Origin of the sequence: Enhydrobacter sp., assembly GCA_025808875.1 — a bacterium.
In the GTDB taxonomy this organism is placed as follows: domain Bacteria; phylum Pseudomonadota; class Alphaproteobacteria; order Reyranellales; family Reyranellaceae; genus Reyranella.
Genome location: CP075528.1, coordinates 3,733,656 through 3,759,528, shown reverse-complemented (window position 1 = coordinate 3,759,528; position 25,873 = coordinate 3,733,656). Strand labels below are relative to the sequence as shown.

Genomic DNA, 25,873 nt, shown 5'->3' with positions numbered 1-25,873 from the left:
CTGCTGCCTCGCATTGTATGCCCCGCTTCGCCGCTAGCGGAGCGCTGCCGCGGCGAGGGGACCGCGGAGCAAGCGGCCGGGATGTGCGCCGGTATGCTCGCCGTCGCGCAGCACGACGACGCCGTTGACGATGGATGCCGCAAAGCCCGTCGCCTTCTGGCGAAGCCGCCGCGCCCCCGCCGGTAGGTCGTCGACGACCTCGGGCATGAGCGGCGCCACTCGGTCGGGATCGAACACAACGAGGTCGGCGGCCAATCCCTCGCGCAGCAGGCCCCGATCATGAAGTCCCCAGGCGGATGCCGGCTCAAGGGTCAGCAGGCGAACGCCTTCCTCCAACGTCAGTGCCTTCCGCGCCCGCACCCAATACGCGAGCACGTGCGTCTGAAGCGAGGAATCCATGATCTGTGAGACATGCGCGCCGGAGTCCGAGAACGTCACCACGGACCGGGGATGGCGCATCATTTCGAGCACGATGTCGTCCTGTCCGTTCGACAGCGGCTGGACGAAGAAGCAGCGAAGGTCGCGCTCAAGCGCAAGCTGGATCATCGCCTCGACCGGATCGACGTCGCGCTCGCGTGCGATGCTGGCGATGGAGCGGTGCGGCCCAACCGGCTGTTCCATGAGAAAGAGCCACTCGTAGTCCGGGCGGCGCGCCTCGGCGCCCACCGCTTGAGCCGAATCCATGCGGTTCGCGGCCGCGATGAGCCTCGTCCGTAGCGTTTGGTCGCGTAACGCAGCAAGCTGTTCGGCGAGCGGAAGAGCACGCAGCGGTCCCCACTCTGGCAGGCCATCGAAAGGCAGGCTTGTCTCGAAGGATAGCAGCACGCTGATGGCGCGGCTGTGCACCTGCGCGAACATCCGCCCGCCCGCTCGCGCGGTTTCGTCCAGCAACGCGAAGAACTGCCGCCAGTGGTCTGGCACCGCCCGCGAGCTGAACATCCCCCAGGTCACGGGCACCCCGGTCTCCACAGCGAGATCGCGGAGACGGTTGAGGTAGTCGCGGATCCGCTCAGGATCGCGGCCTGTATCCTCACTCGCTATTTCGAAGACGCCTGCTCCAAGCTCGCTCATCACGCCTACCAGCTCGCGAACCTCGCTCCACGCCGCGACCCGGCTCGCCACGGGACTGCCATCGGGCGTCGCGTGGTTTCGCGTACGCGACGTAGTGAAGCCGATCGCCCCCGCGTGTAACGCGTTCGACAGCTCACGCTTCATGGTCATGAGATCGTCGGCGGTCGCTGGTTCTGAGAACGCGCGCTCGCCCATGGCATAGGTGCGCAGTGCCGAATGTCCGACGTACCCCGCGTAGTTGATACCCTTGCGCCAGCCCTCCAGCGCATCGAGATACTGAGCGTACGTCTCCCATGTCCAATCGATCCCGGCTTCCATGGCCTCAGCGGGGATGTCTTCAGCGCGCTCGAGATTGCGCAGCACGAGATGCTTCTCGTCCGGGCGGCACGGCGCGAGCGTGAAGCCGCAATTGCCCATGATGGCCGTGGTCACACCATGCCAGCATGAGCAGGTGCCGAGCGGATCCCACGCGACTTGCGCATCCATATGGGTGTGTCCGTCAATGAAGCCCGGCGCCACCACGAGCCCGCGTGCATCTAGCTCCTGTCGCCCTCGCTCCTTGATACGCCCGATACGCGAGATCCGGCCGCTACGAATGCCGATGTCGGCGCGATAGGAAGGCAGTCCCGAGCCGTCCACGACCTCGCCTCCACGAATCACCAGCTCATACATGGCGAGTCCTCCTCGAAGCTTGCTGAATGCAGGTACCGGTCCCTATGGTCGCTCAAGGCCATAGAGCTCTGGCACGTTGTAGCGGCGTGCGAGGTCGCGCTCCGCCTTGGTCATGTACGCGGTTTGCCCTGCCAACAAACGACCTGTTCTCTCGGCCAGAAGGAGTGCGAGGAAGTTGTTCGCCCACATCAGTCGACAGACGTTGCAGAGGTCGTTCTTCTTGAACGCCAGCCAGCCATCCTGAAATGCGGCGTAGCAACGGTGGCGCTCCCAAGCGTGGCCCATACGGTACATGAAATGTGGCACCGTGCCCACATCGGCCTCGACACAAGCCAGCTTGAGTTTCGGATGACACTCGAACATGCTGCCGAAAACAAAGGTAACGATAATGTCCAGACAGTCCGGACGGGACACTCACTGCTAAGAAGAACTATCTTTGACCAATCGTTTGGTTGATCAATAAAGGCTAGAATTCGGTCCCCTTACTGTCAACCAAAGGCACCGGCGGACTAGCAGCAGACCCGTGAAGAATTGTTGGCTTGCCTATTGCGCTGCTTCGAACACTCCGTGGCCGAGCGGAAAGCCGTCAAGGTTTCTAGTCTAGCAGGGCGATGCAGATCTGCTTGTAGTCGGGCCGATGATCGTGGCTATGACCGCGTCCAGCGAACGGCTCGCCGCCCCTCCGCGGGAGATGGGCTTCCAGCGTGTGCTCCACAAACAGGTCGAGTGCCCGATAAAGCTGGTCCTTGTTGATCAGATCGGCACCGAGCTGCAGCAGATCATCCAGCACCTACCAGTGCGCGGCGAAGGGCAGCTCGCTCGGCGACTCGCGCAGCCGTACCGCCACCATCCTCGCCCACGGCACCGCCTCTTCGCCCAGCGCCGCCACTCGGTTGGCCGGCACGAAGCGCCCCATGGTCCAGTACACTATGGAGCCGCCCACCCCATCGCGCGGGCGATGTCCTCCTCACCGGCCCGCGCGTCGGCCGCCAGCAGGATCTGCGCCCGCTTCAGCTCGCGAGCCGCATGCTTGCCGCCGCTCAGCGGCGTCACAAGCTCAAGCTCGGCGCGTTCTGCTTGGCTCGGTTCGATGGTCCTCGGAACCCGACGGCCCCATCACACGACAGCCGAGCGCCGCATGAAGTATCGACATTTATCTATCGTCTCGCATCAAGCCTGCCGATCCTCAAGTTGCGCCGCAACTCGTCAAATTCTCTTTGACGAGTTACTCGCAGCGGTCTGTTTCTCTGCGCTCACTGTCCGCGGCGTAGTCGGGCCATGTTCCGTGGCGTCCAGGCGATTGAGCTTGTCGCAGGCTCTATCAATCGCACGCTGATCGGGCTCAACATTCGCGACGGATATTGTCTCGTCGGGCGCGCGGCATGAGTTTATTGGGATCACATCCCGCGTTCGTCCGCACATAGTCTCCTGAGTTCCTGAAACGTCGCGGTCGCGTCGCGCAGCACCGCAACGATACCCGCCACTACGCCGTACGGACCGGGCAGCGGGGCAACCGTGAAGTGAATGGAGATCGTCTGCCCAGATTTGGTCTGGGCCGGCACCGAGAGGGGTTCGTTTGACGGATGCCGGGATCGCCCGGTCTCCATCATGCGGCGGTAGGCGTCCCAGTGGCGCTGCCGGAGGCGTTCGGGAATGATGATCTCGAGAGACTGACCAACCGCCTCATCGCGCGAGAAGCCGAAGATGCGCTCCGCGCCGGCATTCCAGAACCGAATAAGCCCCTCACAGTCAGCACAAATCACAGCATCTGGGAGATCGTGAAACACAGCGTCGGTGAGACCTGTGAGATCGTCCTCAGCGAAGCCAGCGACCTTATTGGCATCCCTAAGTGTCATGACACGGCTCCCTCTGGCGTTTCCAGCAGGCAGGAGCAGTTCGCGACGGTGCGGGTGTCGAGTCATCGGCGGGCCAGGCCGCGCCAGGACCGGGCGACCTGCGAGAACTCGGCCAGCTCGGCAGGTCATCCGACGCGGTCGGCGACACGCCGATATCGCGATAGGTGGCGTAAGGCTGCATGGCAGCTCCGTTGGCTCAGGCGAGGACGTTGGCGGCGCGCAGGCGGCCGATCATGTCGGCATCGACGCCCCAGCGCGGCAGCACGTCGTCGGTGTCGGTGCCGGAACGGCGCGGCGGCCGCGGCACGGGCGAGGGCGTGCCCTGGAAGCGCGGCGCCGGGGCCGGCTGGGCGATGCCATCGATCACCTGCAGCGCGCCGCGCCCCACATTGTGCGGATGCGCCGCCGTCTCGGCGATCGACAGCACCGGGGCGAAACAGGCGTCGCTACCCTCGAAGACCTTGCACCATTCGGCGCGCGTGTGTTGCTTGAAGATCGCGGCGAGCTTCGGCTTTAGCGCGTGCCGCTGCGCCGCACCGTCCTGACCGATCAGGCTGTCGGGATCGAGGCCGAGCCGCTTGTAGAGCTCGCGGCGGAAGCGCGTCTCGATCGCGGCCACCGAGACGTACTCGCCGTCGGCGCACTGGTAGACGTCGTAGTAGGGCGCGCCGCCGTCGACGACGTTGGTGCCGCGCTCGAGCGACATCCGGCCGGAGGCATAGTTGCCGTAGAAGGCCGTCATCAGCGATAGGGCGCCATCGACCATGGCGACGTCGATGACCTGACCCTTGCCGGTCGTGTGGCGCGACTGCAGGGCGGCAAGCACGCCGACCACGAGATAGAGGGCGCCGCCGCCGAAGTCGCCCACTAGGTTGAGCGGCGGCGTCGGCGGCCCGCCGTCGCGGCCGATGGCGTGCAGCGCGCCCGAAAGCGCGATGTAGTTGAGGTCGTGCCCCGCTCGATCGGCGAGCGGGCCATTCTGACCCCAGCCCGTCATGCGCGCATAGACCAACCGCGGATTGCGCGCGTGGCAGAGTTCGGGCCCGAGGCCGAGGCGCTCCATGACGCCCGGCCTGAAGCCCTCGATCAGCACGTCGGCGCGCGCCGCGAGGTCGAGCGCGCAGGCCTGGGTATCCTTGCTCTTGAGGTCGAGCTTGGTGACCAGCCGGTTGCGGCGCAGCAGGTCGAAGCCCGGTGTCCGCGGGCTGCCGAGCTCGACCGCCTCGACGCGATCGATCGTCAGCACCTCGGCGCCCATGTCGGCCAGCATCATGGCGCCCATCGGCGCCGGCCCGATGCCGGCAAACTCCAGGACTTTCATGCCGGCGAGGGGACCGCCGCGGCCGGGTTGCTCTGCTGACGTCATGTGATCTCCTTCGCTCTTGCGGTCAGCGCAGGCCGAGCTCGCGGGCGACGATCAGCGGCACATCGGTCCGGAATGGTGCGGAGCGGCAAGAGCGCCGCGCAGCCATGCGCAGGTCTCCTTCATTGCAACGCCGGCTTTGTCGACGACGCCGACCCAGAACATGAATCCGTGGTTGACACCGTCGTACCGGCTCAGCGCCGTCCGGACGCCGCCCGCACGCAGCTTCTGCGCGTATAATTCGCCCTCGTCGCGTAGCGGGTCGTATTCGGCGGTGATGACGAGCGCCGGCGGCAAGCCGGCCAGATCACGGGCGCGGAGCGGCGAGGCATGCGGGTGCGCCCCCTGGGCAGGATCGCTCAGGTAGTGCTCCCAGAACCACTTCATCGTGTCGCGGCTGAGCCCATAGCCCTCGGCGTTCTCTTCGTATGAAGGCGTGCCGGGCGTGTGGTAGTCCGTCACCGGGTAGAGCAGCAGCTGGGCGCACAAGACCGGGCCGCCTTCGTCGCGCAGCCTGAGCGCGGCAACCGCGGCCATGTTGCCGCCGGCGCTGTCGCCCGCGACGGCGACGCGCGTTGGGTCGGCGCCGAGTTCGGAGGCGTGGGCGGCCGCCCAGCGGACAGCGTGCAGGCAATCCTCGATTCCGGCGGGAAACTTGTGCTCGGGCGCCAGTCGGTAATCGACCGACACGACGACACACGCCGCCCCGGCGCACAGATTGCGGCACATGCCGTCATGCGTGTCGAGGCTGCACAGCACGAAGCCGCTGCCGTGAAAGAACACGAGCAGCGGAAAGGGGCCGGTCCCGAGTGGCTTATAGATGCGCAGTCGCAACGGCCCGCCCGGTCCGTCGATCATCCGCTCGCACACGTCGGCGACCGCAGCCGGCGGCGCCATCAAAGCAATCCGGGCCTCGTACTGCGCGCGTGCCACGTCGACCGGCAGGGTGTGCGTAGCGGGCACACCGGTGCCTTTGTCGAGCAATGCCTGGATCTGCGGATCTAAGGGCATATCGTTCCTCGGTGTCTTCAATAGAAGACACACGATTTCTATTGCGCCGACAGAGCGCGTGACTATCATGCCCGTCGGCATGCGTCAACGCGCTTGGTAGGTCAGAAGAATGGATCGGGAGCCGGCGAGCTCAACCAGAACGCTTCAAGCGAAAGACCTCGAAGGCGAGCCGACCGGTGCGAGGCGCCGGGGACCGGCGGCGACCGGTAGGACCACGGGAACGCCCGGGAAGCCTGTCGGCGCGATCGTCGCGGCCGCGAGTGTCCTCCGGGCGCTGCATGCTTCCGAGCGGCCCTTGAACGCCAGCGAGGTCGCCCGCGCCGCGGGCCTGCATCGCGGCACCGCCTACAACATCCTGCGCACGCTGCAAGCTGAGGGCTTTGTCGGCTATGACGAAGCGACGCGCAGCTACTCGATGAGCCTGCGCATTCTCGAATTCGCGTACGGGGTGTTGCAGAGCAGCGGGCTGATGGACTTGGCGCGCCCGCCGATGCACGCGCTTTCCGACGCACACGGCGTGTCGGTGTACCTGTCCAAGGTCCTGGGCCGCTCCTCGCTGCTTCTGTTGGACTGGGTCGGCACCGCGTTTCGCAACGATTTATACGTGATGGTCGGGCGCCAATATCCCGGCCCGGCTGGCGCATCGGGCGTGATCATGGCTGCATTCGGAAACAGCACCGAACCCGAGCTCGAGGCGCTCCTGGCGCAGGTCAGGTGGTACCGAAAGCCTTCCTTTCCCGAGTTCGTAGCGCGGGTGAAGGACGCGAAGCAATCTGGTTTCGCGGTGGATCGCGGAACCATGTTCCAAGGCATCACGCAGGTCTCGGTGCCTGTTCTGTCCCCCTCCTGGGAGCTGCTGCTGATCCTGACGGCCGCGGGGCATTCGTACGACCTCGGCGACGATGCTCTCGGGCCGCTCAGCCGCGCGATGCAATCTGCGGCGGGACGGCTTTCCGAAAGCGTCAGATTGTTGCGGCTTGGATAGAGAACGGTGCCATGGATGAACCAGAAATCTGTCGTACCAGAATTTCGGCGAGAGACGGATGGTAGGCGAGATCGGGATATGGGTCTGATACCGGACGACGCACGGGGTATGATCGGCGCGTCCGATCCGCCGATGCGGGTCGAGGTAAGCCGCCGCGAGATCATCAAGTATTCGATCGCCACGGAGCAGCGATTGAAGAAATTCCTCGACGGGGATGAGGCTCCGCCGATGTTTCTGTTCGGCGCGCTTCGTCCGCTCGTGCCCGTGAACGAACTGGGGCCGGACGGCATCGCCACGACCTCGCTCTTGCCTGACCTGCCGCTGAAGCGTGTCATGGCCGGTGGCACGAAGACTCGCTATTTCCGCCGGATAAAGCCCGGCGACGTCCTCGTGGCCGTTCGCACCCTCTCGGATATCTATGAAAAGCGGGGCTCGAAGGGCGACCTGATTTTCCTCGTCTATACAATTGACGTGCGAACCGAATCTGGAGAACGGGTGGCCGAAGAAGTGCAAACGCGCATTGTTCGCTGAGGAACCTTACCATGCGAAGTATCGAAGACATCCAAGTCGGCGATTGCCTGCCCGAGCGTCGTCATGCACCGACCAACGTATCCCTGTTTCTCTATAATGCCGCGATCTGGAACGCGCATCGCATCCACTATGATGCCGGCTATACCACCGAGGTGGAGAAGCATCCCGCGATCGTGGTGGACGGTCCGCTGCAAGGCGACTGGCTCACGCAAGCCGTTATCAACTGGCTGGGTGATGACGGCGACCTCATCGAGTTCGAGTATTCGAACCGGCGGGCAAGCTACCTCGGCGAAACGCTGATCTCCGGAGGAAGGATAGAGGCGGTCAGGCCTGCCGACCTCCAGGCGGAGATCTCGGTGTTCGTCAAGTCGGAGGCCGGCGAGATCATGACGCCCGGACGGGCCACGGTCATGTTCCGCCGCTAGGCCATTCGCACGTCAAACGCAACCTCGCGGACCCCGGAGCGCCATCAATGCAAACCCAGACATCTGAAACGTTGCGTCGCGCAGATCCGGCGCCCATACCGGAATGGGACGCAATCATTATCGGCGCCGGCATATCCGGCCTTTTTCAGCTGCATTGCCTGCGCGACCGCCTCGGCATGAATGTGCGGCTGTTTGAGATGGGCACCGGCGTCGGCGGGACATGGTACTGGAACCGCTATCCAGGGGCGCGTTTCGACAGCGAAAGCTACTCGTACGCATATTCCTTCAGCCAGGAACTGCTGGACGAATGGGATTGGAGCGAACACTTCGCGGGACAGCCGGAAACCGAGCGATATCTGAACCACGTCGCCGACAAGTTCGATCTCCGCCGCAGCATCAGCTTCGCGAGCAAAGTGACCGCGTGCCATTACCACGATGACTCCCGCTCCTGGGTTGTCCGGTTGGAGGGCGGTTCGTGGCACACATGCCGCTTCCTCGTAACGGCGGTCGGCCCGCTTTCCGCGCCGACCCTTCCGAAAGTCCCTGGACGGGAAAGCTTCGCCGGCGAGGCTTATCATACCGGTTTGTGGCCCAAACATCCGGTGACTTTCGAGGACAAGCGGGTCGCCGTGATCGGCACCGGAGCGAGTGGCGTTCAGGTCATAACGGAGATCGCCAAGACGGCGAAATCCCTCACGGTGTTTCAGCGCCGCCCGAACTGGTGCAAGCCGTTGCACAACCGGCCAATTTCCAAGAACGAAATGAAGCGGCTGCGCGCGTGGTATCCTGAGATGTTCCAGCTCTGCGAACAGACCTCGGCTGGATTCCTGCACACCCCGGATGGTCGCCGGACCTTCGATCTACCGCCCGATGAACGAGAGGCGTTCTGGGAAAAACAATACGGGACTCCCGGCTTCTCCATGTGGGTCGGTGGCTTCAAGGACATGATGACGGATCGTGCCGCCAACGACGAGGTATCGAAATTCGTCGCTCGCAAGATTCGCGAACGGGTGCATGATCCGAAGGTCGCCGATCTGCTGATCCCGAAGGATCACGGGTTCGGCACACGGCGGGTTCCCCAGGAATCCGGCTACTACGAGGTGTTCAACCAGCCGAATGTCGAACTCGTCAGCATTCTCGAGAATCCGATCCGGCGTATCACGCCGACTGGCCTGGAGCTCGCAGACCGCGACTTCGCCTTCGACCTGATCGTCTACGCCACCGGCTTCGACGCCATTACCGGAAGCTTCGAGCGCATCGACATCCGCGGCGCGAGCAAAGCAAAGCTCAAGGAGAAATGGCGGGCCGCGCTCGAAACATTCCTGGGAGTCCAGATCGCGGACTTCCCGAACATGTTCATGTGCATCGGTCCGCACACGGCTCTCGGCAATATACCGCGATCGGCCGAGTACAACGTCCTCTGGATCACTAACCTGATCCAGTACATGCGCCAACATGGCTACACGTATGTCGTACCGCGGCCCGAGGCGGTCGAGGACTGGACCAGCTTCGTGCTCAAGGCTGGGGAAGGCCTGCTTTCGAACGACGTCGATAGTTGGATGACCGGGATCAACCAGAACGTCGAAGGCAAGCAGACGCGGATCATTGCACGCTACAGCGGAAGCGCGCCCGCGTTTCGCGCGAGGGCCAACGCCGTGGCAACGGAAGGATACCGGCAACTGGAGATGTGCTGAGACGGACGGCGGCCAATTTCACGAAATAGATGGGGTGAGGAAATGATGAACTCGAGACTCTGCAGGAAACTTGGGATCGAGTTCCCACTTTTTGCCTTCTCGCATTGTCGGGATGTCGTCGCCGAGGTGACGAATGCTGGGGGGTTCGGCGTCCTCGGAGCGGTCGGCCTGAATCCGGAGAAGCTGGCTGTCGAGCTGAACTGGATCAACGAGCGTGTCAACGGAAAGCCGTTCGGCATCGACCTGCTGATTCCCCAGAACATGGTAGGCAAGGACTCGGACTCGGACGACGCGGAGCTTCAGGGGAGTGTCCCGGAGGAGCATCGCAAATTCGTTGCGAACCTGCTTGAACGGCACGGCATCGATAGTTCCGACGTCTGGACAGGCAAATACGACGATCGTGACTCGTCCTTCATGCGCGAGAGCGGCGCCGCCAAGATGCTGGAAATCGCGTTCCAGTATCCGATCAAGATGTTCGTCAATGCGCTCGGCGTGCCCCCCGCGTCCATCATTTCGGAGGCGCATTCGCGGGGTATCGTCGTCGGCGCCTTGACCGGATCCAGGCGCCACGCCGTCAAGCATGCGCAGGCGGGCGTCGATGTCCTGGTCGCCGCGGGCGGGGAAGCGGGCGGCCATTGCGGCGAGATCTCGACGATGGTGCTGGTCCCCGAAGTGATCGAGGCGGTGCAGGACTACGACAACATCGACGTGCTGGCGGCGGGCGGGATCGCCACCGGCCGCCAGATGGCCGCATGCATGGCGATGGGTGCAGCCGGCGTTTGGTGCGGGTCGGTGTGGCTCACGACGACGGAGGCAGAAACGACGCCCGCCGTCAAAGAGAAGATGCTGAAAGCGTTCTCCGCCAACACGGTGCGTTCCCGCAGCAGGACCGGCAAGCCGACCCGGCAGTTGCAGTCCGCCTGGTCGGACGCATGGGGCGCCAAGGGGGCGCCCGATCCCCTGCCGATGCCTTTGCAAGGCATTCTTACGCGCCCGGCGATGGCCAAGGTGGACAAGCTCGCAGAGGCGGGTCACGAAGGCGCCAAGCAGATCGCTGCCTACTTTGTCGGGCAGTGCGTCGGCCTGATGAACACGGAACAATCCGTCAGGTCGGTCGTGTATGACTTCATGAAGGACTACGCCGAGGCGGTTGAAAGACTATCCGCCACCCTCGGCGATCAGGTCCCGGCCGTGGCTCACCATGGCTGACCTGTTCAGACCCAATCCTTCCGACGCCGAGGTGTGCTCGTGACCGAACCTGTGACGCCGCGCACCGCCGCGACGCTGATGCTTGCGCGTGACGGCGCAGATGGGCTGGAAGTTTTCATGGTGGTTCGCCATCACGAGATTGAGTTCGCGTCAGGAGCCCTGGTGTTCCCCGGCGGCTCCGCGAGCGCTGGCGACGCCGATCCCCGATGGCGCCGCTTGGCGGACGGTGCTGACCAAATCAGCGACGAGATGCTGAACGTGATGGCGGCCGCGGCGCGGGAAGCCTTCGAGGAATGCGGCGTGCTGTTCGCCCGAACGGCCACTCGTGGGCCGCTGCTGGACGGCGCCCGGGCGGAGGCGTTGGGAGCGACCTACCGGCAGGCAATCGAGGCGGGCAGTCTAAGCTTCGCCGATATGATCGAGCGGGAAGATCTGGTTGCGGCCTTCGACCGGCTCGTGCATTTCGCCCATTGGATAACGCCGCTGCACATGCCCAAGCGGTTCGATACCCACTTCTTCCTCGCCGAGGCACCGCTCGATCACCTACTGCGGCACGACGGTAGAGAATCGGTCGACTCCGTCTGGGTGACACCACGTCAAGCGTGCGAGGACGCCGATGCCGGCCGCCACACGGTTCTGTTTCCAACGCGGTTGAACCTGGAAAAGGTCGGACAACACCGAACCGTGGCTGAAGCACTCGGCGCCGCTCGGGCATCCCGGATCGTCACCGTCCGGCCGGAAGCCAGTACGGCGGAAGGTGGGCGGCTCCTCCGTATTCCCATCGAAGCGGGGTATGGCGCCGGAGAGTTTCTCGTGTCGAGCGGCTCCGGCAAGAATGCGCGGATACACAAGCTCGATGCTGGCACGCGAAGCTCGTAGCGCCCGAAAACGCCCTGGCGGGCCTGCGCGTGCTCCGGGCTCAGGTCCGTACAGTGTGGGGTTCCGGAACCAGATCCCTCGCGGCAGAGCGCGCAAGAGTATTCGTTCAAGGCGGGCCGGCGAGAGGGTCGCACAGCGAGGATGTCCATGGATCTGACACTGACTGAAAAGCATCGGACACTACGCGATGAAGTGGATGCCTTCATTGCCCGGCACCGCGACCGCGCGCCCCGGTCTGGCGGCGGGCGCAAGCGACCCGACAGGAAGGTTCTGGAGTGGCAGGCGCTGCTGCTCGAGGCCGGTTATTTCGGCCGAAACATACCACGTGAGTATGGCGGCTTCGGCGCCCCTCATGATCTCATCGAAGTGGCGATCATCGCCGACGCGTTCGGCCGGAGCGGCGTTTCGCCGGGCATCCACAACCAGGGCATCAGCATGCTGGTGCCGACACTGCTGGAGGTCGGCACGGAGGAGCAAAAACGGCGTTGGATCGGTCCTACCATTCGGGGCGAGGTTATCTGGTGCCAGGGCTACTCGGAGCCCGGATCCGGCTCGGATCTCGCCGCCGCGCACACGCGCGCGGCGGTGCAGGACGGAGAGTTTGTCATCAACGGCCAGAAAATCTGGACAAGCTCGGCCCACTATGCCGACATGATGTTCCTGCTCTGCCGGACAGAGCCTGACAAGCCGAAGCACGCCGGTCTGTCCTACCTTCTGGTTCCGATGAACACGCCGGGGATCGAGGTTCGACCGCTGCGCACCATGACAGGACGGGCGGAGTTCAACGAGACCTTCTTCACCGACGTTCGCGTGCCCGTGGACCAGATCGTGATGGGGCGCGGCGATGGTTGGCGGGTTGCCAACATCACCTTGAAATACGAAAGGCTGCTTCTCGGTGATGCCAACAAGCTGCAGCACCGTCTCGAAGCCATTCGCCGGATGATGCAGGAGCCGCGATCGGACGGCTCCCGCCTTCTGGATTGCGCGGAATGGCGCGACAGGTTGCTGCGACTGCAAGGCGAGGTGATGGCGGCCCGCTACCACAATCTGCGTCTGTTGACCGATCAGGCGGAGGGAGTCGATTCAGGCCTCGGACGCCTGATCGTGAAGTATCACGGCACGATGCTCGCGCACCGGCTGACCTCCCTGGCGGTCGACGTGCTGGGTTCCGCCGGGCTCGCCTACGAGCCTCAGGGTGAGGCGGCGGAGGATGACCCGGCCACCACTTGGCACATCGACTACATGTACGACATCGGATTGATCATCGGTGGCGGTTCCTCGAACATCCAGAAGAACATCATCGGAGAGCGCGGACTTGGCTTGCCGCGCGAACCGAAAGCGGGGGAAGCCTGAACATGCGTTTCGGACTGACCGAAGATCAGAAGCTCTTCGACCATTCTCTCAGGGGTTTCCTGTCAGCGCGGCTGCCCCCCGACGTCCTGCGCCGGCTGGCCGAACCTGGCAACGGATTCGATGCAGATCTGTGGAAAGGGCTCGGCGAGCTCGGCCTGCATGCGATGCTGGTGCCAGAGGAATATGGCGGTGCCGGGCTCAGCCTTCTCGACGCGGCGCTGGTTGCCGAGGCGTTGGGTTTCCACGCCGCTCCGACGCCCTTCGCGGCCTCCCTGGTGATGGCAGTCCGGGCGTTCCAGGCAGCCGCTGATGATGTGCAGCGACGGATCTGGATTCCCCGGATCGCCGCTGGCGAGACGCGGATTGGCGTTGGCCTCGGCGGGCTGTCGGGGCAAACCGGTCGAGCTGCGCTCAGGCTCCAGGGCGGGCGGCTTTCCGGCGCAGTGGATGGGCTCTTGGATGGCGGCGGCGCCACACACTTCCTCGTTTACCTCGCGGATGGCCGCGCCGCGCTGCTCGACGCTGACGCAACGGGCATCACTGCCACCCTGCGTCGCAGCGTCGATCGCACACGGCCGCTTGTGGACCTCGACCTTGCGGAGACGCCGGCCGTCGAGGTGCTGGAGGCGTCCAATGCTCCGCTCCAGGTGGCGGCGCGCGTCCGCGACGCGGGCCGGGTGATGCTGGCGGCCGACATGCTGGGGGCGGCGCAGGCCATGCTCGACCGCGCCGTCGCCTATGCCAAGGAGCGCGTACAGTTCGGCCGGGTCATCGGCAGCTTTCAGGGAGTGAAATACATGTGCGCGGACATGGCGGCCATGCTCGAGCCGTGCCGCGCCATGGTCTGGTACGCGGCCTATGCGCAGGATGCGATCCTGGAGGAAGCCGCGATTGCGGCGAACCATGCCAAGGCGCACCTGGCCGAGGTCACGCGCGAGGTAGCCCGGCTGGCCACCGAGGTTCATGGCGGCATGGGCTTCACCGACCTGCTCGGCCTGCATTTCCAGTTCAAGCGCATCACCTTCGACCGGCAGGTGCTGGGTACTTCCGAGCGGTGCCGGCACGACGCAGCGGTGGCGCAGGGCTGGATCGGAGCCTGAACGCGACAGAGCAACAGGAGGGGAAGAGCACATGTCAATGCGGGAGAAAGCGGCGATCACCGGGGTGGGCGAGACCGCTTATTCCCGCGAGTCGGGTCGCAGCGTCGTATCGTTGCAGCTCGAAGCGTCGCTCCGGGCGATCGAGGACGCGGGGCTCCGTCCCTCCGACATCGATGGAGTGATCCCTTACGGGAGTGCTGTCGTTGCCGAGGAGCTCGTCACCAATTTCGGCATCGGCGATCTCCGCTTCTCCGCCACCACGCCGCTCGGCGGAGCAAGCTGTGTCGCCGCGGTCCAGTGCGCCACTGCCGCCATCACGGCCGGGATCTGCAATCATGTGCTGATCCCGGTAGGTCGGAATGGCGCCTCCCAGGGTCGCATCGGCGCCCGAGTGCAGCAGATGCCGCAGTTCCGGCTGGTGGGGGAGTTCGAGATGCCGCTCGGCGCCATCGCGCCGGCGCAGCTCTATGCGCCGATGGCGCGGCGGCACATGGAGCTCTACGGCACGACTAGCCGCCAGTTCGGCGAGATCGCCGTGTCGACGCGCGCCAACGCTATCCTCAATGGCAACGCGATCATGACGAAACCAATTTCCATCGAGGACCACCAAGTCTCGCGCATGATCTCCGATCCGCTCCGGCTGCTGGATTGCAGCCTGGAGAGCGACGGTGCCTGCGCCATCGTTGTCAGCGGCATCGAGCGCGCCCGCGGTCTGCGCAGGACGCCGGTCATGGTTATGGGTATCGCCGAAGGGCATCCCGACTCGCCGAGCGTGATCACACAACGTCCGGATATAACGCGCCTCGGCCTCGCCAAGGCGGCGGCGCGTGCTTTCGACATGGCTGGCGTGACCCACGCCGACATCGACGTCGCGGAGATCTACGATTGCTTTACCTACATCGTGCTCTGTCAATTGGAGGATCTCGGATTCTGCAAGAAGGGGGAAGGCGGCCCCTTCGTCGAAAGTGGCGCCATACGCCTCGGCGGAAAGCTCCCGGTGAACACGCATGGTGGTCTGCTCTCACAGGCGCATATGGTCGGGATGAACCACATCACGGAGCTGGTGCGCCAGCTTCGCGGCGAGGCCGGGAAGGCACAGGTGGCCGGAGCCGAGGTCGGTCTCGTCACCGGCTATGGCGACATGGGCGACGGTTCCGTCGCCATCATGCGGAGGGGATGATGAGCGCGACCGAGACATACAATAAGCTTGTACCCGAGCCCACGCCGCACAGCGCCCCGTACTGGGAAGGGCTGAACGAGCACAAACTGCTGCTGCAGAGGTGCCGCAGCTGCGGCAGGATGCGGCACTACCCGCAGCCGATGTGTCCTGTCTGCCATTCCATGGAGGTGGAGTGGATCGAATCGTCCGGTCGCGGTGCGGTGCATAGCTGGACGGTCACACACCACCCCTTCCATCCCGGCTTCCGCGATGATCTGCCCTATACCCTCGCCACCGTGGACCTGGCGGAAGGCGTGCGCATGAACGCGCAGCTGCGCGGGACTCGGCTCGAGGATCTGCGCATCGGCCTGCCTGTACGCGTCGCGTTCGAGACGGTGAAGGAAGGTCTGACCCTGCCCTACCTGGTCCCGGGCCAGGCCGCCTGAACCACGGCATCGCGAAGCTGAGTTGCCGGACGCGCTAGCTCCGCTTGCGCGAATGCGCAAGTCGACGACCCTGAAGGCTATCTTGAATCTGTTCCTCGCCGAGCGTGGCGAGGTCACCAAGGACAAGATCCTGTGCCGCGGCGAGCGCGTCGACGGGCTGACGCCCAACGACCTGGCGCGGCGCGGCGTCATCCAGGTGATGGGGGGCCGCCACTGCTTCGGCCATCTCACGGTCGAGGAGAACCTGCTGATCGGCGCCTTCATCCACGCGTAAGCGCCGCCAGATCGCCGACGACCCTGAGAAGGTCTATCACTACTTCCCGCAGCTCGAGGAACGGCGCCTGAACACTTCCCTCCCTGTTGCGCGCCGGCCTCCCCGCATTGGCGGCCGCGTGTCATTGGCCGCCGCTGGTTTCCCGTCCGATGAGATCGCAGATCTCTGCCTCCGGCAGCCCCGCTTCGCGCAGCACCTCCCCCGTGTGCTCGCCAAGGCGCGGCGGCAGCAGGCGCACCGCGCCGGGCGACTCGGAGAAATCCACCGGCACTGCCGTCACCAGCATCCGCCCTTCTGAAGGGTGCTCGACACGCCGGAAAAAGCCGGTCTCTGCGAGGTAGTCGTCCTCCAGCAGGTCGGCGAGGCCGTGAACCGGCCCGTTCGGCACGTCGGCGGCATCGAGGCGCGCCTGCCACTCGGCGGTACTGCGGGTGCGCATCAACTCCTCGACGATGGCATAGAGGGCGCCGATGTTGAGCGCGCGCTGCGCGAGGCGGGCGAAACGCGGATCCTCAGCGAGGTCCGGCCGCCCGAGCGCGACCAGCAGCCGTTGCCACTGGTCGTCGGAGTTGGCCATCAGGCACAAATGCCCGTCGCTGGTCGGGAAGGGCCGCCGATAGGGTGTGAACATGCGCCCGTAGCCGAGGCCGAGGGACGGGTCGTCCAGCACCCCGCCCCAGAGATGCTCGGCGAGGTTGAAGAAGATCATGGTCTCAAGCATCGGCACATGCACCTCCTGCCCGCGGCCGGTGCGCTCGCGCCGGTAGAGCGCCATAGCGACGGCGGAGGCGAGGACATGGCCGCAGAACTTGTCAGCGATGGCGCTCGGCACGTAGCGAGGCTCGCCACCGTCGCGCATGGCGTTGAGCGCGGCGAGGCCGCTCATGCCCTGGATCACGTCGTCGAAGGCCGGGCGGTCTCGATGCCGCCCATCCTTACGGAAGCCGGTGGCGCTGGCGTGGATGAGCCGCGGGTTGCGCTGCGCCAGCGCGGCATAGGAGAGGCCGAGCCGCTCGGCGGCGCCGACCCGCATGTTGTGCACGAGCACGTCGGCGCCGTCGATCAGCCGCAGCAGCGCACGACGCGCCTGTTCCCGCTTCAGGTCGAGCACGACGCTGCGCTTGTTGCGGTTGATGTTGAGGAACATAACCGCCATGTCGCGCCCGCGCGTCGGGCCGACCTGGCGCATGGTGTCGCCCTGCGGCGGCTCTACCTTCACGACCTCAGCGCCCATGTCGCCGAGGATCTGCGTCGCCACCGGGCCGAGCACGGCGCTCGTCAGGTCGATCACCCTGACGCCGGCCAGCGGCCCGCCGCCGGCCTCGCTCATGCCTCAGGCCCCACCGGCGCTACGACACTTGACCATGCGCAACGGCGTGTAGGTGACAACCACGGTGCCGTCCTGCCGACGACGCGGTTGCGCGTGCGCACGGGTCCGCGGCGGCTCTGCGACAGCTGCGCCTCAATCACTTCGACCTCGACATGGATGGTGTCGCTGGCGAAGAGCGGGTTCTCGGTCTTCAGGTCCGTGCCGAGGAAGGCAAAGCCGGTGTGCTGCATGGTGGCCTGCATCGGCGATCCATCGGCGAAGGTGTGACCGAACGCGCCGGGGGCGACGCGGCCCTTGATGTCGCTCTCGCGGATGAGGAAGTCGAGGTTCATGAACAGCACCTCGGCCATGCCGGTGCGGTTGATGACGCTCACGATGTCGGCCTCGGTCACCGTACGACCGATGGTGCGGAAGCGTCGCCCAATCGTCAGTTCTTCGTAGCAGAGGGCCAGCCCCACATAGGGCAGCCCGCCCACGTCCTTCGCCATGCTCGTCACTCCGCCTTGCCGATGAGGTTGCGCGCCACGATATTGCGTTGAATCTGGTTGGTTCCCTCGATGATCTGCACCACCTTCGCATCTCGAAAATAGCGGTTGATCGGGAACTCGTTCGAGATGCCGGAGGCACCGAATATCTGCACCGCATCGGTGGCCACCTTCATCGCTACGTCGCTGGCGAAGCACTTGGCCGAGGCGGCGAGGCTCGCCATCTCAGCGCCCGTCTTACCGGCATCCACCGCCGCCGCAGCCGCGTAAGTGAGCTGCCGCGCCGCCTCGATCTGGATCGCCATGTCGGCGATCATCCAGCGGATACCCTGGTAGTTGGAGACGGTCTCGCCGAAGGCGCGGCGGCCGCGGGCGAACTCGATCGCGTGATCCATCGCGCCTTGCGCCAGCCCGACCGCGCGGGCGGCGACGATAGGGCGGGACTTGTTCAGCGCCTCCATCACCGAGCGGAAGCCGCCCGCGCCACCGCCGAGCAGGTTCTCCTTCGGCAGCCGCACGTCGTCGAAGAACAGCGCCGAGGAAGGGACACCGCGGGCGCCCATCTTCTCTTCCTTGCGGTCGACGCGGAAGCCCGGGCGGTCGCGCTCGACGATGAAGAAATTGACCTCGGCCGGGCTGTCATCGCGCTCGAGCCGCGCGCCGACCAGAACGAAGTCCGACACCGCGGCGTTGGTGCACCAGATCTTGCCGCCGTTCAGCACGAAGCCGTCGCCGTCGGGTCGCGCGCGAGTGCGGATGCCGGCAACGTCGGAGCCGGATTGCGGCTCGGTCAGCGAGAAGGCGGCTCGCAGCGCGCCAGAGGCGAGGCCGGGCAGCAGCCGCGCCTTCTGCTCCGGCGTCCCGCCGGCAAGGATGGTGCCGAGCGGTACCCACTGCACAACCAGCAGATAGCCGGTGTTGTAGCAGACCCGGCCCAACTCCTCGACCGCGAGGCAGCCCGCGAGCGTGCTGCCCGAGCCACCATAATCGGGCGGGAAGGGCAGAGTAAACAAGCCGAGCTCGCGCAGCAGGTCGAACATGTCCTGCGGGTATTCGCCGCTGGCGTCGATGGCCGCAGCGCGCGGCGCCACGCGTTCGCGCGCGACGCGACGCACCAAGTCTCGGACCTGGAGTTGCTCCTCGGTCAGGGTAAAGGACACGCCCGTTTCCTCCTCGTTGTGACTGGCCGCTGCGTGGTGTGCCGTATCTGGCAGCTTGTTCGGTATGCTGAACGCGGCGTGCGGTCGCTGTCAAAGGCCCCGGCGTCACTGCGAGACGCCCGCTGCGTGGGTTCCTGCCGAACGTCGCTCGTAATCTCGTCCATTGGCGCTGGCCGGCGGGAGCTGTGCGAAGCACGGGAGAAGATTATGGGTTCGCTGGCCGGTTTGAAGGTGGGTTGACCTTGGGGGCATTGGCCCGGGGCCGATGGCGGCGATGCTGCCGGCCGACACGGACGCGACCGTGCTGCGCATCGACCGGCCGGATCCGCCCGAACTGGCATGCGCCAGCCGTTCAAGTACGAACTCACCCTGCGCGGGCGGCGCGCCCTCGCGCTCGACCTCAAGCTGCCGCCCGCACGCGGACTCGCGCTGCGGCTGGTGGCCGCTGATCGAGGGTCTCCGGTCCGGTGTCGCCAAGCGGCTCGGCCTCGGGCCTGAGGAATGCCTCGCGCACGCTCCGCGACTTGCCTACGGGCGCATGACGGGTTGGGGGCAAGAGGGGGCGTTCGCGCCCGCCGGGCACGACCTCAACTACATCGCACTAACCACATCGCACGGACCGGCGCGCTGCATCATATTGGACGCAAGGCCCACCGCCTTTGCCGCCGTCCAACCTGATCGGCGACGACGGCGGCTGCGCTGCGACGGTTGCACGACGATTTCCGGATCGTCGAATAATTCGCGTTTCGTGGCGCCCGTCGCAACATCGCGCTGTGCTGCCATGCGTCAGCCGAATAGCACCACCTCGCTGTAGGCGCTAATATAAATTCTAATGAATGATCGTTCATATGCAGTCCCGCAAACGCAGTGATGCGCGGACTGTAACCTTCGGAGGATCCAGCATGCCCGACGCGTCGACCCTTCCTGATGGGCGTATCTTGACCCGGCTCGACGTCGCCATTGTCGGGGGCGGATTGGCCGGGCTGTACGCCATCCACCGCCTGCGCGGCATGGGCCTGCGCGTGCGCGCTTTCGAGGCCGGGTCGGACATTGGCGGCACCTGGTTCTGGAACCGCTATCCGGGCGCGCGCTGCGACGTCGAAAGCCTCGAGTACTCCTATTCCTTCTCCGACGACCTGCAGCAGGTGTGGAAATGGCCGGAACGCTACGGCACCCAGCCAGAAATCCTGCGCTACATCAACCACGTTGCCGATCGCTTCGACCTGCGCCGCGATGTGCAACTGAACACCCGCGTGATGTCCGCGCTGTTCGACAGCAAAGCCAACGACTGGACATTGACGACGGACAGGGGTGACGTCGTGCGGGCGCATTTCTGCATCATGGCCGCTGGCAATCTCTCGACGCCGCGCGTGCCCGAATTCAGGGGCCTGCGCGACTTCCGGGGCAAGTGGTACCACTCCGGGCTCTGGCCGCACGAGGGCGTCGATTTCAGCGGCCAGCGAGTCGGCGTCATCGGCACCGGCTCGTCGGGCGTCCAGATGATTCCGATCATCGCCCGGCAGGCGAGTCACCTGCATGTCTTCCAGCGCACGGCGAACTTCAGCCTGCCGGCGCGCAACGCGCCGATGGATCCGGAGCGCGAGCGCCGCCATAAGGCCGAGTATCCGGCCCGCCGGCGCGCCGCCTACGACACACCGTTCGCTATCGCCGGCTATCCGAAGCCGACCAGGTCGGCGCTGCAAGCAACACCCGCGGAGCGCCGCGCCGCTTATGAAGCGAAGTGGCAGGAAGGCGGCAGCATCAGCTTCCTCTACAGCTACACCGACCTGCTGGTGAACAAGGAGGCCAACGACACGGCCTCGGAGTTCGTGCGCGAGAAGATTCGCAGCATCGTCAAGGACCCCAGGACGGCTGAACTGCTGGCGCCGAAGGACCATCCGATCGGAACCAAGCGGCTGTGCCTCGATACCGGTTACTACGAGACCTACAATCGCAACAACATCACGCTCGTCGACGTGCGCAGCGACCCGATCGGGGAGATCACACCGAACGGCCTGCGTACCGCCAGCGGCGTGGCGTACGAACTGGACACCATCGTCTTCGCCACCGGCTTCGATGCCATGACGGGCGCGTTGCGCGAGATCGACATTCGCACCACCGACGGCGCCACGCTGGCGGACAGATGGGCCGGTGGCCCGTTGACCTATCTCGGGCTGATGGTTGCCGGTTTCCCCAACATGCTCATCATCACCGGCCCTGGCAGCCCTGGCGTGAAGACGCAGATGATCGCCTCGATCGAGCAGCACACCGACTGGATCGCCGGCTGCCTCGATCACATGCGCCGACATGGCCTCGATCGCATCGAACCGATGGTCGAAGCCGAAGCCGCCTGGGTGCAGCACGTCAATGCCGTGGCCGACAGTACGCTCTATCCGCTCGCCAACTCCTGGTATCTCGGGGCCAACATCCCGGACAAGCCGCGGGTGTTCATGCCCTATGTCGGCGGCTTCGACGCCTACAAGCGGCGCTGCGACGCCGTCGCCGCGAGCGGGTACGAAGGGTTCAGGCTGACCCGGCAAGGCGCGCCGGTGGCGTGACGCCGAAGTAGCGGCGTCGATTTTGTCAACGCGGCGGAACGGGAGTGGCGCATGAGGGACAGGAACGAACCGGACTATGAGGCTATCGTCATCGGTGCTGGCGTGGCCGGCATCTATCAGATCAAGCGGCTGGCCGACCTCGGGGTGCGCGCAACGGTGCTCGAGGCCGCGCCGGATCTCGGCGGGACGTGGTACTGGAACCGGTATCCCGGTGCCCGCTTCGACTCGGAGAGCTACACTTATGGCTACTCGTTCTCGAAGGAATTGCTGAACGAGTGGCACTGGAAGGAGCGGTTCTCGGGCCAGCCGGAGAATCTGCGCTATCTGAACTATGTCGCGGAAAAGTTCGACCTGCGCAAATACATGCAGTTCAACGCGAAGGTGGAGGCGGCGCACTACGACGAGGCGCACAATCTCTGGCGGCTGAAAATCGCGGACGGACGTGAAGTCACCTGCCGGTTCGTGATCATGGCGCTGGGCCTGCTGTCGATTCCGACCCTGCCGCGATTCGAGGGCATGGACAGCTTCAAGGGCCACTCGTTCCACACGTTCTACTGGCCGCACGAACCGGTCGAGCTGGCCGGCAAGAGGGTCGCCGTCATCGGCACCGGCGCAACGGGCATTCAGGTGATCGCCGAAATCGCCGACAAGGTCGGCGAACTGACGGTCTTCCAGCGACGGCCCAACTGGAGCGCCCCGCTGAACAACAGGCCAGTCTCCGAAGCAGAGATGGCCGATATCCGCGCGCGCTATGACGAGATTTTCGCGACCTGCGCGCGCACCCCGGGCGGCTTCGAGCACGAGCCGGACCGGCGCGGCTTCTACGAGGTCTCGCGCGAGGAGCGGCTGAAGCTTTGGGACCGGCTCTACGACCAACCCGGCTTCGCGATCTGGCTGCGGAATTTCCGCGAGATCTTCACCAACGAGGAAGCGAACGCGGAGTTCTCCGAACATATCGCGGACCGCATCCGCAGGCGGGTGAAGGACCCCCTGGTCGCGGAGAAGCTGATCCCCCGGGATCACGGCTTTGGTGTCCAGCGGGTCCCGATGGAGACCCATTACTTTGAGGCCTACAACCGGCCCAACGTGAATCTCGTCGACATCAGCGAGACGCCGATCGTGCGCGTGACCGAGACCGGCCTGCGCACCACCGAGCGCGACTACGACTTCGACATCATCGTCTACGCCACGGGCTTCGATGCGATCACCGGTGCCTTCGATCACATCGACATCCGGGGTGTCGATGGCGAGACGCTGTGCGATAAGTGGAAGGACGGACCGTCGACGTTTCTCGGGATGCTCATCCACGGCTTCCCGAACCTTGTGATGCCGGCCGGGCCGCAGAGCGGCTCCGCCTCGACCAACTATCCGCGTGGCATCGAGACTGGCGTCAACTGGTGCACCGACCTGCTCGAGTACATGTGGGAGCACGGCTACATGCGCGCCGAGGCGACGCGCGAGGCGGAACAAAGCTGGACCGCCCACGTCACGCAGATGTACGCGACGATGCTGATGCGGAAAGCCAAGTCCTGGTTCACCGGCTACAACTCGAACGTTCCCGGCCACGAGCACGGCAGGATCCGCTACTTCGTCTACAACGGTGGCGCTCCGAAGTACGTGGCCCGCATCACCGAAGTCGCGCAGAATGGGTATGAGGGGATCGTCCTCACCTCCGGGGCCCCATCCTCGTCCGGCGCGTTGCTACCAAGGGGCGGCAACGTGGCGAGCTAACATCGTCTTCGGACGGGCTAGGCGAGAAGACCGAGCAGCATGTCCCTACGGGTTTAGTGTACGAGGACGGACGGCATGAAAGCTCTCACTGTCGTGCGGACCGTTGCGGATCTGCGCCGCGCGGTCGGCGAGTTCCGGGCCGCCGGCCGCACCATCGGCATGATCCCGACCATGGGCGCGCTGCACGCGGGCCATACCAGCCTGGTGCAGGGTGCGCTCGATCGCGGCGACGTGCCGGTTGCCTCGATCTTCGTCAATCCGACGCAGTTCGGACCGAACGAGGATTTCGCCGCCTATCCGCGCGACGAAGCGGGCGACTTCGCCAAGCTCGAGGCGGCGGGCTGCCGCATCGCCTATGCGCCTGGTGTGGGGGAGATGTACGCTGGCCCGCAGCTCACGACGGTGACGGTGGCCGACCTGACCGACGGGCTGTGCGGGCCCTTCAGGCCCGGCCACTTCCAGGGCGTCGCCACGGTCGTATGCAAGCTCCTGATGATGGCCATGCCCGACCGCGGCTATTTCGGCGAGAAGGACTATCAGCAGCTCCAGGTGCTGAAGCGCATGGCGCGCGACCTTGCCATGCCCATCGAGATCGTGGGGATGCCGACTATCCGCGAGCCCGATGGGCTCGCCATGTCGTCGCGCAACCGCTACCTCTCGCCCCAAGAACACAAGATCGCCATTGCGATGTATCGCGAGCTCACCGCGCTCGCGGCCAAAGTACGGGACGGCCGCACGCCGTGCGCCAACGCGGCCGCGGAGTCGACGCACGCGCTGTGTGCCGCGGGTTTCGACAAGGTCGAGTACTTCGATGTCGTCGATGCTGAGAGCCTCGCGCCGATCGAACGTGTCGCCGGCCAGGCGCGGATTGCAGCGGCGGCCCGACTTGGCCGCACGCGGCTGATCGACAACGTCGCGGTTTGAGTGGCATCTCGTTGAGGTTCTTATCGCACTGAAGGTAGGCAATCCATGCGCCGTCGGGATAGCCATTCGCGTTCTCCGCCGTCGCAGGGACATCCGCCTCAAGGTGGATGACGTCTGGGCCATGCGCCATTCCGGCCGTCATCGGCGCCATATCGATGCCGATCAAATAGTTGGCGACGATCTCCATGTCGATTTCTGCATCGAGCCGCCGATGTAATATTCGCGAGCCCACGCACCAGAAAATGCAGCGAGCGACGCAGCCAGGGGCGATTGCTGGGGCAAGTTTGTTCGTTCTTCCTTCCCGATGCGGTCGCCAGTGTCTTGAATACCTGCCGGTCCTGCGAAGAAGGCAAGGATGGCGTCGCCGATAAACCTGGTGGATCGTGGCGGCATGCTCCAGCGCGATGCGCCACATCTCGGTCAGGTAGTCGTTGAGCAGGCCCATCAGCCTAGGCAACCTTTCGCCATGTGCCGCATTTGACGTGCAGCGCGATTTGTCGCGTCAGAATGCACGTGCGGATACAGCCAGCCAAACGTTGATTCAGGCATGCAGATCCATGGCGCCATTACGTCGACGCGAAGGCTTGCGCTGGTGGCGATCGCACTGGGGATAGTGGTCGGCAGCCCTGCTGCGTCGCGAGACTTCCAATCGTCGGACACGGAAGAGGCGGGATTTCCGACGGTCTTAGCAGTTGAGTACTTGGGTGCTCTGCTTCGCGAACGCAGCGGCGGTAGGCTGTCCATCGGTTCCGTCGGAGCAGGTGATTTGGACTCTGAGGCTTTTACAGTTGCCCAGCTCCGCGGCGGCATGCAGGACATGGCGCGGGTGAACATCGCAGCACTCCACACCGTCGCACCGGAAACGATTGCTTTGGCGCTTCCCTTCATTTTCAGCTCGACCGCCCATTTGCGACGCGTGCTCGATGGTCCGATCGGCGACGAGATCCTTCTGGACTACGTAGTCGCGGCGAACTCGCTCTCAGGCATCTCGTCGGAGAAGGGCGAGAAGCTCTACAAGGCCAAGAACAAGTGGTATGCGGGTTCGGTGTTCGGGCTCTTTTCGGCAGTATGTGAACAGAAGCTCGCGACGCTTGGCATCGCAGACGACGACCTGACAAAAGCAATTGCCAGCTATCCGGTTTGGCTCTGTGACGACGACAGTCGAGAAACGGCTGATTTCATTGGCATAGACGAGATGGACAAGCGGATCGCCTTTGTTCATGCGAAGGTGAGCAAAGAGGTTTCAAGCTCAGGATATAGCGTGACCAGCCTGCAGGAGTCTGGCCGGCAGGCGCAAGCCAGCCTGGTGTTCATTTCACGGGGAACGCCATCAACGGTATGGAACGCCAAACGCTGGACGTCGGTTGTCCAAGCGAACACCATCCCCTTGAAAGGACGAAATAGGATCTTCAAGGACGGCAACGGTTTGACCGCGGCGCAGCTCAACGAGCTGCTTGTACGGGTCACCGCCAATCCCTCTTTTGACAGAGAAGTCTGGATCGTCGCGGCTCGCACCATTGAGCGTGCCGCGCTTGCCAATGCGCTCGACAAAGACCCGATGCCCAATCGCCTCAGGCAGTTTCTAATGCACTGGGATGCTCTGCAAACGACATGCGCCAGGGCAAGCGTCCGTATGCGCCTGTTCTGTGACTAGCAA

At 64.8% G+C, this 25,873-nt stretch carries 25 protein-coding genes and 1 pseudogene; 16 read left to right on the top strand and 10 right to left on the bottom strand.

Annotation, left to right across the window (positions count from 1 at the left end):
* Nucleotides 1-33: 33 nt before the first annotated feature.
* The 6 genes from KIT25_18630 to KIT25_18605 all read right to left on the bottom strand — a co-directional run bounded on the left by KIT25_18630 (nt 34) and on the right by KIT25_18605 (nt 6,054).
* Nucleotides 34-1,743 carry an amidohydrolase family protein gene (locus KIT25_18630; protein UYN94046.1) on the bottom strand — a complete coding sequence of 570 codons (1,710 nt, stop codon included), beginning with the start codon at nt 1,741-1,743 and terminating at the stop codon, nt 34-36.
* Between the two features lie 42 nt (nt 1,744-1,785).
* Nucleotides 1,786-2,157: a hypothetical protein gene (locus tag KIT25_18625; GenBank protein UYN94045.1), complete on the bottom strand. Its 372-nt coding sequence runs from the start codon at nt 2,155-2,157 to the stop codon at nt 1,786-1,788.
* 181 nt (nt 2,158-2,338) lie between these two features.
* A complete protein-coding gene (locus KIT25_18620; protein ID UYN94044.1) occupies nt 2,339-2,533 on the bottom strand; it encodes a hypothetical protein in 195 nt (64 codons plus the stop codon).
* Nucleotides 2,534-3,140: 607 nt separating this feature from the next.
* Nucleotides 3,141-3,599, bottom strand: coding sequence for a PAS domain S-box protein (locus KIT25_18615; protein ID UYN94043.1), 459 nt, complete (start codon nt 3,597-3,599; stop codon nt 3,141-3,143).
* Between the two features lie 196 nt (nt 3,600-3,795).
* Nucleotides 3,796-4,965, bottom strand: coding sequence for a CoA transferase (locus tag KIT25_18610; protein UYN94042.1), 1,170 nt, complete (start codon nt 4,963-4,965; stop codon nt 3,796-3,798).
* 51 nt (nt 4,966-5,016) lie between these two features.
* A complete protein-coding gene (locus tag KIT25_18605) occupies nt 5,017-6,054 on the bottom strand; it encodes an alpha/beta hydrolase (protein ID UYN94041.1) in 1,038 nt (345 codons plus the stop codon).
* 28 nt (nt 6,055-6,082) lie between these two features.
* Here KIT25_18605 and KIT25_18600 point away from each other — a divergent pair, with 28 nt between their 5' ends.
* The 11 genes from KIT25_18600 to KIT25_18550 all read left to right on the top strand — a co-directional run bounded on the left by KIT25_18600 (nt 6,083) and on the right by KIT25_18550 (nt 16,028).
* A complete protein-coding gene (locus tag KIT25_18600; protein UYN94040.1) occupies nt 6,083-6,958 on the top strand; it encodes an IclR family transcriptional regulator in 876 nt (291 codons plus the stop codon).
* Nucleotides 6,959-7,066: 108 nt separating this feature from the next.
* On the top strand, nt 7,067-7,489 hold the full coding sequence (locus KIT25_18595) for a MaoC family dehydratase N-terminal domain-containing protein (protein UYN94039.1): 423 nt from the start codon (nt 7,067-7,069) through the stop codon (nt 7,487-7,489).
* An 11-nt stretch (nt 7,490-7,500) separates the two neighbouring features.
* On the top strand, nt 7,501-7,914 hold the full coding sequence (locus KIT25_18590; GenBank protein UYN94038.1) for a hypothetical protein: 414 nt from the start codon (nt 7,501-7,503) through the stop codon (nt 7,912-7,914).
* A 47-nt stretch (nt 7,915-7,961) separates the two neighbouring features.
* Entirely contained in the window at nt 7,962-9,608 is a 1,647-nt protein-coding gene (locus tag KIT25_18585; protein ID UYN94037.1) for an NAD(P)/FAD-dependent oxidoreductase, read from the top strand.
* 45 nt (nt 9,609-9,653) lie between these two features.
* Entirely contained in the window at nt 9,654-10,817 is a 1,164-nt protein-coding gene (locus tag KIT25_18580) for a nitronate monooxygenase (protein UYN94036.1), read from the top strand.
* 39 nt (nt 10,818-10,856) lie between these two features.
* Nucleotides 10,857-11,696, top strand: coding sequence for a hypothetical protein (locus KIT25_18575; GenBank protein UYN94035.1), 840 nt, complete (start codon nt 10,857-10,859; stop codon nt 11,694-11,696).
* 147 nt (nt 11,697-11,843) lie between these two features.
* Nucleotides 11,844-13,049, top strand: a complete 1,206-nt coding sequence (locus KIT25_18570; protein UYN94034.1) for an acyl-CoA dehydrogenase family protein — start codon at nt 11,844-11,846, stop codon at nt 13,047-13,049.
* 2 nt (nt 13,050-13,051) lie between these two features.
* Nucleotides 13,052-14,149, top strand: a complete 1,098-nt coding sequence (locus KIT25_18565) for an acyl-CoA/acyl-ACP dehydrogenase (protein UYN94033.1) — start codon at nt 13,052-13,054, stop codon at nt 14,147-14,149.
* Between the two features lie 31 nt (nt 14,150-14,180).
* The gene (locus tag KIT25_18560) at nt 14,181-15,329 is read left to right on the top strand and encodes a thiolase (protein ID UYN94032.1); all 1,149 of its coding nucleotides are present in this window, start codon (nt 14,181-14,183) and stop codon (nt 15,327-15,329) included.
* Nucleotides 15,329-15,754 (top strand): Zn-ribbon domain-containing OB-fold protein, encoded by a 426-nt coding sequence (locus KIT25_18555; GenBank protein UYN94031.1) that lies wholly within the window; start codon nt 15,329-15,331, stop codon nt 15,752-15,754. Before KIT25_18560 ends, KIT25_18555 begins: the two co-directional genes overlap by 1 nt.
* Nucleotides 15,755-15,806: 52 nt before the next feature.
* Complete coding sequence (locus tag KIT25_18550) at nt 15,807-16,028, top strand: hypothetical protein (protein ID UYN94030.1); 222 nt, start codon at nt 15,807-15,809, stop codon at nt 16,026-16,028.
* 121 nt (nt 16,029-16,149) lie between these two features.
* Here the strand turns inward: KIT25_18550 and KIT25_18545 are convergent, their stop codons facing one another.
* The 3 genes from KIT25_18545 to KIT25_18535 are packed head-to-tail and all read right to left on the bottom strand — an operon-like array spanning nt 16,150 to nt 19,003.
* Nucleotides 16,150-17,358, bottom strand: coding sequence for a CoA transferase (locus KIT25_18545; GenBank protein ID UYN94029.1), 1,209 nt, complete (start codon nt 17,356-17,358; stop codon nt 16,150-16,152).
* The gene (locus tag KIT25_18540) at nt 17,355-17,846 is read right to left on the bottom strand and encodes an acyl dehydratase (GenBank protein UYN94028.1); all 492 of its coding nucleotides are present in this window, start codon (nt 17,844-17,846) and stop codon (nt 17,355-17,357) included. Before KIT25_18540 ends, KIT25_18545 begins: the two co-directional genes overlap by 4 nt.
* 5 nt (nt 17,847-17,851) lie before the next feature.
* Nucleotides 17,852-19,003 (bottom strand): acyl-CoA dehydrogenase family protein, encoded by a 1,152-nt coding sequence (locus tag KIT25_18535; GenBank protein ID UYN94027.1) that lies wholly within the window; start codon nt 19,001-19,003, stop codon nt 17,852-17,854.
* 265 nt (nt 19,004-19,268) lie between these two features.
* Here KIT25_18535 and KIT25_18530 point away from each other — a divergent pair, with 265 nt between their 5' ends.
* From KIT25_18530 to panC, 4 genes are all read left to right on the top strand, one after another.
* On the top strand, nt 19,269-19,817 hold the full coding sequence (locus tag KIT25_18530; GenBank protein ID UYN94026.1) for a CoA transferase: 549 nt from the start codon (nt 19,269-19,271) through the stop codon (nt 19,815-19,817).
* 88 nt (nt 19,818-19,905) lie between these two features.
* On the top strand, nt 19,906-21,561 hold the full coding sequence (locus tag KIT25_18525) for an NAD(P)/FAD-dependent oxidoreductase (GenBank protein ID UYN94025.1): 1,656 nt from the start codon (nt 19,906-19,908) through the stop codon (nt 21,559-21,561).
* 51 nt (nt 21,562-21,612) lie between these two features.
* On the top strand, nt 21,613-23,292 hold the full coding sequence (locus tag KIT25_18520; GenBank protein UYN94024.1) for an NAD(P)/FAD-dependent oxidoreductase: 1,680 nt from the start codon (nt 21,613-21,615) through the stop codon (nt 23,290-23,292).
* A gap of 75 nt (nt 23,293-23,367) precedes the next feature.
* Nucleotides 23,368-24,216, top strand: coding sequence for a pantoate--beta-alanine ligase (gene panC / locus KIT25_18515; GenBank protein ID UYN94023.1), 849 nt, complete (start codon nt 23,368-23,370; stop codon nt 24,214-24,216).
* A gap of 31 nt (nt 24,217-24,247) precedes the next feature.
* Here the strand turns inward: panC and KIT25_18510 are convergent.
* Nucleotides 24,248-24,609, bottom strand: a pseudogene (locus KIT25_18510) (iron transporter).
* Nucleotides 24,610-24,763: 154 nt separating this feature from the next.
* Between KIT25_18510 and KIT25_18505 the strand changes: the two are divergent.
* On the top strand, nt 24,764-25,870 hold the full coding sequence (locus KIT25_18505) for a hypothetical protein (protein UYN94022.1): 1,107 nt from the start codon (nt 24,764-24,766) through the stop codon (nt 25,868-25,870).
* Nucleotides 25,871-25,873 lie beyond the last annotated feature (3 nt).